We start from the raw sequence: 6,516 nt of genomic DNA, 5'->3' as shown, positions 1-6,516 counted from the left end.
CCTTTGGCGGCGTGAAGGCGCTCTCGTGCGTTGGTTCGTCGAGCCGGGCAGGAGCCTACTGATGCGTAGGCTGTTTACTTTGGAGTAGATTCTGGTTGTCGCCCTCCGCATGCAGCATCGGTGATTTCCCCGGTGCACCCGCCGCCATGAAGCCATCGAGCCCTGAAACCAAGACCCGACCCAGCCCCAGCCCCGGAACCCGCGCCGGCAAAGGCCGTGCGGCGCCCTCCGTGGACTCGCCCTGGAGCGGCACGCCCGACCGCGAGCAGCAGCGCGAGGCCAAGCGCCAGGCCGTGCTGCAGGCCGCCGCGCAGCTGTTCAACGAGCGCGGCTTCTCCGCCACCTCGCTGGACGACATCGCCGCACGGCTGGGCGTGAGCAAGCCCACGCTGTACTACTACGTCAAGAACAAGGACGAGATCCTGCTGCAGTGCGTGAACCAGGGCCTGGCCATGACGCTGGAAGGCATCGAGGCCTCGCGCCGCGCAGGCGGCCAGGCCGTGGACCAGCTGCGCGCCTGCATGCAGGTCTATGCGCGCATCGTCACCATGGACTTCGGCATGTGTCTGATCCGCGTGGGCGACGAACAGGTCCCCCCCGACAGCCGCCGCGAACTGCGCCGCCAGAAGGCCGCCATAGACCAGGCCTTCCGCCGCCTTGTGGCCGCCGGCGTGCAGGAGGGCTCGCTGGCCCCCTGCGACCCCAAGATGACCGCCTTCGTGATTGCTGGCGCGCTCAGCTGGATAGGCCGCTGGTACCAGCCTGGCGGCCAGTACTCGGCCGAGGAAGTGGCGCAGCAGTGCATTGATACCTTGATGGGGGGGGTGTTGCGGCGGGCGGATGTTCCCGATACGCCCAAGTTATCCAAGCCACCCAAGGTGGGCAAGCCTGCAAAGCGTGCGAAGGCGGGCGGCTGAAGCGCCGTTCCCTGCCGTGAGACACGCTACGGCGCCGCACTCTCCTGCGCCGCCAGATCATCCAATATCGGGCAGTCCGGCCGGTCGTCGCCGTGGCAGCAGTGCACCAGGGTCTTGAGCGTGCGCTGCATGGCCTGCATGGCGGCGATGCGCTCGGTCAGTTCGTCGATGTGGCGCTGGGCGATGGCCTTGACCTGGCTGCTGGCGCGGCTCTTGTCCTGCCACAGGCCGAGCAGGGTGGCGATCTCGTCCATGGAGAAACCGAGGTCGCGCCCCCGGCGGATGAAGCGTAGGGCATGCACGTCGGCCTCGGCGTACTGGCGGTAGCCGCCGTCCGTGCGGTGCATGGGCGGCAGCAGGCCCTGGGCTTCGTAGTGGCGCACCATGCGCGCCGAGACACCGGCGCGGCGCGCGGCCTCGCCGATGGAGACGGGCCAGTGCTGTGCGGGGTGGGCGGACATGGTGCGTGCCTTTCGGATGCCTTCGGGTGTCTTTGAGGTGTCTCTCAGGCGACCTTGTAGCCTTCTTCGGCAATGGCGGCGCCCAGTGCCTCGCGGCTGGCGCTGCTGTCGACTTCAACGCGCTGGGCGGCGCGATCGATTTTTACCTGGGCCTGGTCATCCACGCCCTGCACGGCCTGGGTGACGGCGCGTTCGCAGTGGCCGCAGGTCATGCCCTGCACGGTGAAAACATGTTGCATCTCTCGCTCCTGGTTGGGGCGCGCCGAAGTGGCGCAAGCCATGGACGGCATGTTGAACCCTGACACCATGGCAAGGTCAAGCGCCTGGCTGGACAAGGGTTGATTTGGCCCAATTCGATGTGAGCCGGCCGGCTCAATGATCCGCTGCAATGGCCGATAGATCGAAAAGAGCCGTGAATAGGCAAAAACCGTCATAGGCCATTGGCGATCATCTGACAAACTGCAACAATTTGTATTTACGTTGGCGCTATGCATTTGGAGACCGTGCGGGCGCCTTGACTGACAGAGAGGAAAACGGTCATGAACTTGTTGGGAATGATGCGGGCTTTCACGATCCGCACGCGGATGCTGGGTGCCATCGCCATGGTGCTGGTACTGCTGGGTCTGCTGGGCGGAGCCGGGATGCTGGGCATGTTCCGCATCCATGGCATGAGTCAGCAGTTCATGCATACCTCGTACGCCAAGATGGGCTACATGGTGGAGTTGCGCGCCGAGCTGGGTGCCGTGCGCGCCCATGAAAAGGACATGATCATCCAGTACGAGCGCGCCGAAGAGGTGCGCAAGGCCCACACCCAGTGGCTGGCCGCCATCGACCGCGTGAAATCCGTGGCCGAGCGCTTTCTGAAGGACGAGGACCCGGCCGACGATGCCATCGTCAGCGGCATCTCCGAGCGCGTGGACCGCTACCGCCAGCAGTTCGAGCACATTGCGCGGCAGCTGGAGGCCGGTGGCTATGACACGGCGACCACGGCCAACCGCATGAGCGGCAAGGCCATGGCCGAGGTGGCCGAGGTCGAAAAGCTCATCGCCCAGCTCGACCAGCTGCTGCGCCAGCAGGTCGATGCCATGGCCGCCGAGGAGCAGGGCGTGGCCGAGCAGACGCAGTGGATCTTCGTGGCGGCCGTGGTGCTCACGGTGCTGGTGGTGGTGCCGCTGACGCTGATGAACATGCTGTCCATCTGCCGCCCCCTGGTGCAGGCGCGCCAGACGGCGCTGACCATCGCCCAGGGCGATCTGTCGCAGAGCGTGAAGGTGGAGGGCAAGGACGAGGTGGCCGACCTGCAGCGCGCGCTGGACCAGATGCAGCAGAGCCTGGGCTCCATGGTGACCCAGGTGCGCGACGCCAGCGGCAACATTGCCACGGCCAGCCAGGAGATCGCCACGGGCAACCAGGACCTGTCCTCGCGCACCGAGCAGACGGCCAGCAATGTGCAGGAGACCGTGGCCTCGCTGTCCCAGCTCACGGCCACGGTGCAGCAGACGGCATCGTCCTCGCAACTGGCCAACCAGCTGGCGGCCTCTGCCTCGACCACGGCCACGCGCGGTGGCGACGTGGTGGCCCAGGCCGTGGTGAGCATGCAGGAGATCACGACCTCCAGCCGCAAGATCGGCGACATCATCGGCCTGATCGACTCCATCGCCTTCCAGACCAACATCCTGGCGCTGAACGCCGCCGTGGAAGCGGCACGCGCCGGCGAGCAGGGCCGCGGCTTTGCCGTGGTGGCGGCCGAGGTGCGGTCCCTGGCCCAGCGCTCGGCCCAGGCGGCCAGCGAGATCAAGGCGCTGATCCAGACCAGCGTGCAGGCCGTGGACGTGGGCGTGCGTCAGGTCGAGGATGCTGGCAAGACCATGAAGGAAATCGTGGACAGCGTGCAGCGCGTGGGCGACATCATTGGCGAGATCACGGCGGCTTCCAGCGAGCAGTCGGGCGGCATCGGCCAGGTCAATCAGGCCGTGGGCGATATCGACCGCATGACGCAGCAGAACGCAGCCCTGGTCGAGGAATCGGCCGCCGCCGCTGAGTCGCTGCGCGAGCAGGCCGCGCGCCTGGCGCAGGTGGTGGGCCAGTTCCGCATTGCCGGTGCGGCCGTGGCGTCCATGGGCTCGCATGCTTCCTATGGCCGTCCCGGCCAGGGCAAGCCCGGCCTGGCCCCGGCTGCCGGCCGCACCCCGCTGGCTTCGGCCCGCGAGACCCAGTTGCTGGAACACGCCTGAGAAGGCAGGGGCCAGCGGCCCTGTTTCACGTGACCCCGTGAATCGCCCGAACGAAAAAGCCCGCAGGCCATGCCTGCGGGCTTTTTGCTTTGCAGCGCTGCAAATCAGGCCTGGCGCGCGAACGGGTAGTCGATATAGCCCTCGGTGCCGCCGCCGTAGAACAGGCTGGAGTTCCAGGGGTTCAGCGGCAGGTCGTCGCGCAGGCGGTGGACCAGGTCGGGGTTGGAGATGAAGGCCTTGCCGAAGGCCACGATATCGGCGTGGCCGTTTTCCACGGCGCGCAGCGCCATGTCACGGTCATAGCCGTTGTTGACCATCCAGGCGCCCTGGCCGCCGGCCTCGCGGTAGGCGGATTTGAGCGCCGCGTAGTCGAAGGGCCGGTCGGGCAACTCACGCGGGCCGCCGGTGGAGCCTTCGATGATATGGATGTAGGCCAGGCCCAGCGGCGCCAGCTGGCGCACCACGTATTCGAACAGCGGCTGGGGGTCGGCATCTGCGATGTCGTTGGCCGGCGTCACGGGCGACAGGCGGATGCCCACGCGGCCGCCGCCCACGGCATCGGCGGCGGCGCGCGTGCATTCGAGCAGCAGGCGGGCGCGGTTCTCGATGCTGCCGCCGTAGTCGTCATCGCGCTGGTTGGCGCCGGTCTTGAGGAACTGGTCCAGCAGATAGCCGTTGGCGCCGTGCAGCTCCACGCCGTCGAAGCCGGCCGTCTCCACGGCATTGCGCGCGGCCACGGCGAAGCTGTGGACGATGGCGGGAAGCTCGTGCTGGGCGAGCGCGCGCGGCGCGGAGGTGGGCACGAACTGGCCCTTGCCCGAGTCCTCGTCGATCACATAGGTCTTGGATTTGGCCGCCACCGGGGACGGCCCCACGGGCGCCTGGCCTTCGGGCTGCAGCGAGGTATGCGAGACCCGGCCCACATGCCACAGCTGGGTGACGATGCGCCCGCCGGCCTTGTGCACGGCGTCGGTCACGCGCTTCCAGCCGTCGAGCTGCTCGCTGCCGTACAGGCCCGGCACATGGGCATAGCCCTGGCCCTGGTGGCTGATGGCCGTGCCTTCGCTGATCAGCAGGCCGGCGCTGGCGCGCTGGGCGTAGTAGGTGACCATGATGTCGTTGGGCAGGGCCTGGGGTGCGCGGTTGCGCGTCAGCGGCGCCATGGCGATGCGGTTGGGCAGGCGCAGTTCGCCAGCCTGTATGGGTTCGAACAGAGAGGTCATGCAACGGGGCTTTCTGTGCGTGAAGCAAAAGCGCCACCCGTGCGGGCGGCGCGGCGTACGGCACAGATTACGCCCATGGAATCAATCGTGCAGGCCAGGGATTTGCGCGCTGTCGTGCAGGCGACGCCCGCATGCCGAATGGTCCGGCAGATGCGCGCGGCACCCGCCGAGGTGCAGCCGCGCATCCGCACGCGCCAGGCCTGCGCCGCAGGCACCAAAGACAAAGGGCCGGCCGGTTCCACACCAGCCGGCCCCGTCAGGCCTTGAGCGCAGCAGCGCGGCGCTGCTTACTTGAGCAGGCCTTCGGCCTTCATCGCCGCCTGCACGGCAGGGCGGGCCAGCACGCGCTCGCGGTAGGCCAGGAGGTTGGTCAGCTCGGAGATGTCCACGCCCACGAACTGGGCCCAGCCCGTCACGGTGAACAGGTAGGCGTCGGCCACGGTGAACTGCTCGCCCATCAGGTAGTCGCGGCCATTGAGCTCGCCGTCCACCCACTTGAGGCGGTCCAGCACGCGCTGGCGCACCACGGGCTTGTAGTCGTCGGGCGTGGCGGGGTTGAACAGGGGGCCGAAGCCCTTGTGCAGCTCGGTGCCGATGAAGTTCAGCCACTCCTGAAGGTGGTAGCGGGCCATGGTGCCGTTGGCAGGCGCCAGCTTCTTCTCGGGGACCAGATCGGCCAGGTACTGGACGATGGCCGGGCCTTCATGCAGCGTGTCGCCGTCGTCGAGCACGAGGAAGGGAACATAGCCCAGCGGGTTGATGCCGTAGTAGTCCGTGCCGTCCTGCAGCTTGTGCGTCTTGGTGCTGGCCAGGACCGGCTCGTAGGCCAGGCCCGCCTCGTGCAGGACGATGTGGGGAGACAGAGAGCAGGCGCCAGGGCTGTAGTAGAGCTTCATGGTGGATGGCTTCCGATCAGGGTAAGAAAGACAAGCGCCCATGCTAACCCCATGTGCAGGGGCTGCGCATGATGGGACCGCGCTGGCGGCAGGGTTCAGGCCGACAGGCGCTGTGCAGCCCAGAGCACCTGTTCCAGCACGGCCTTCATGCCCTGCTGGTCCTGGGGGCGCTGCAGGCGGCCGGCGTCGTCGAATGCCTGGCCTGCCTGGCCGACGGCGTGGCTCACGGGGGCCAGCCAGCACTGCAGGTTCAGCAGCAGCGGCGCCAGGTGCGACTGGGCGCGCAGGCCGCCCAGGCCGCCGGGCGAGGCGCTGGCCATGCCCACGACCTTGCCGCGAAAGGGCAGGGTGCCATCGGACCAGACCGGATCACCGGCCACGGGGCTGGAAGCCCAGTCAATGGCGTTCTTGAGCAGGGCAGGGTAGCTGCCGTTGTACTCGGGCGAGCAGATCAGCCAGGCCGGGTGGCTGTGCAGCGCGGCCTTGAAGCGCAGCACGTCGGGCGGCGTGCCGCTGGCCTCCAGGTCGGCGTTGTACATGGGGATGTCGAAATCCGACAGCTCCAGCAGCGTGGGCTGGGCGCCCAGTTCGCGCGCCATGTCGGCGGCGGCGGCGGCCAGGCGCCGGTTGTGCGATTGTTGGCGGGTACTGCCCGCGAAGATGAGGATCTGCATGGCCGCCATTGCATCACAGGCCCTGCACATGTTTCTTGCAAGCGGGCCGCCCTGCGGGTGGCGGCGCGCAGCATCCTGCGGTGCACACGCTGTGTCCGCCGCACTGTTTCA

7 protein-coding genes are annotated in these 6,516 nt (G+C 67.8%); 2 read left to right on the top strand and 5 right to left on the bottom strand.

The features are described 5' to 3' along the window. Positions 1-146: 146 nt before the first annotated feature. A complete protein-coding gene (locus tag BW39_RS18030; protein ID WP_043823433.1) occupies positions 147-917 on the top strand; it encodes a TetR/AcrR family transcriptional regulator in 771 nt (256 codons plus the stop codon). 26 nt (positions 918-943) lie between these two features. On the opposite strand, the gene cueR is transcribed toward BW39_RS18030, so the two are convergent. After that, on the bottom strand, positions 944-1,378 hold the full coding sequence (gene cueR, locus BW39_RS18025; protein ID WP_012201974.1) for a Cu(I)-responsive transcriptional regulator: 435 nt from the start codon (positions 1,376-1,378) through the stop codon (positions 944-946). A 44-nt stretch (positions 1,379-1,422) separates the two neighbouring features. Beyond that, positions 1,423-1,617, bottom strand: coding sequence for a heavy-metal-associated domain-containing protein (locus tag BW39_RS18020; RefSeq protein WP_012201975.1), 195 nt, complete (start codon positions 1,615-1,617; stop codon positions 1,423-1,425). 300 nt (positions 1,618-1,917) lie between these two features. On the opposite strand from BW39_RS18020, the gene BW39_RS18015 reads away from it, so the two are divergent. Beyond that, the gene (locus BW39_RS18015; protein WP_043823431.1) at positions 1,918-3,612 is read left to right on the top strand and encodes a methyl-accepting chemotaxis protein; all 1,695 of its coding nucleotides are present in this window, start codon (positions 1,918-1,920) and stop codon (positions 3,610-3,612) included. A 104-nt stretch (positions 3,613-3,716) separates the two neighbouring features. Here BW39_RS18015 and BW39_RS18010 read toward each other — a convergent pair whose 3' ends face one another. The 3 genes from BW39_RS18010 to BW39_RS18000 form a co-directional block, all read right to left on the bottom strand. Next, positions 3,717-4,835 carry an alkene reductase gene (locus BW39_RS18010; protein WP_043823429.1) on the bottom strand — a complete coding sequence of 373 codons (1,119 nt, stop codon included), beginning with the start codon at positions 4,833-4,835 and terminating at the stop codon, positions 3,717-3,719. A gap of 287 nt (positions 4,836-5,122) precedes the next feature. Then, a complete protein-coding gene (gene gstA, locus BW39_RS18005; protein ID WP_013799958.1) occupies positions 5,123-5,731 on the bottom strand; it encodes a glutathione transferase GstA in 609 nt (202 codons plus the stop codon). A gap of 95 nt (positions 5,732-5,826) precedes the next feature. Further along, a complete protein-coding gene (locus BW39_RS18000; protein WP_016447287.1) occupies positions 5,827-6,414 on the bottom strand; it encodes an NADPH-dependent FMN reductase in 588 nt (195 codons plus the stop codon). Positions 6,415-6,516: the final 102 nt, after the last annotated feature.

This window comes from Delftia sp. RIT313, from assembly GCF_000632165.1.
Classification (GTDB): domain Bacteria; phylum Pseudomonadota; class Gammaproteobacteria; order Burkholderiales; family Burkholderiaceae_C; genus Comamonas; species Comamonas acidovorans.
Note: the sequence above shows the minus strand (reverse complement) of the source record. Positions and strands in the feature narration are given on the sequence as shown.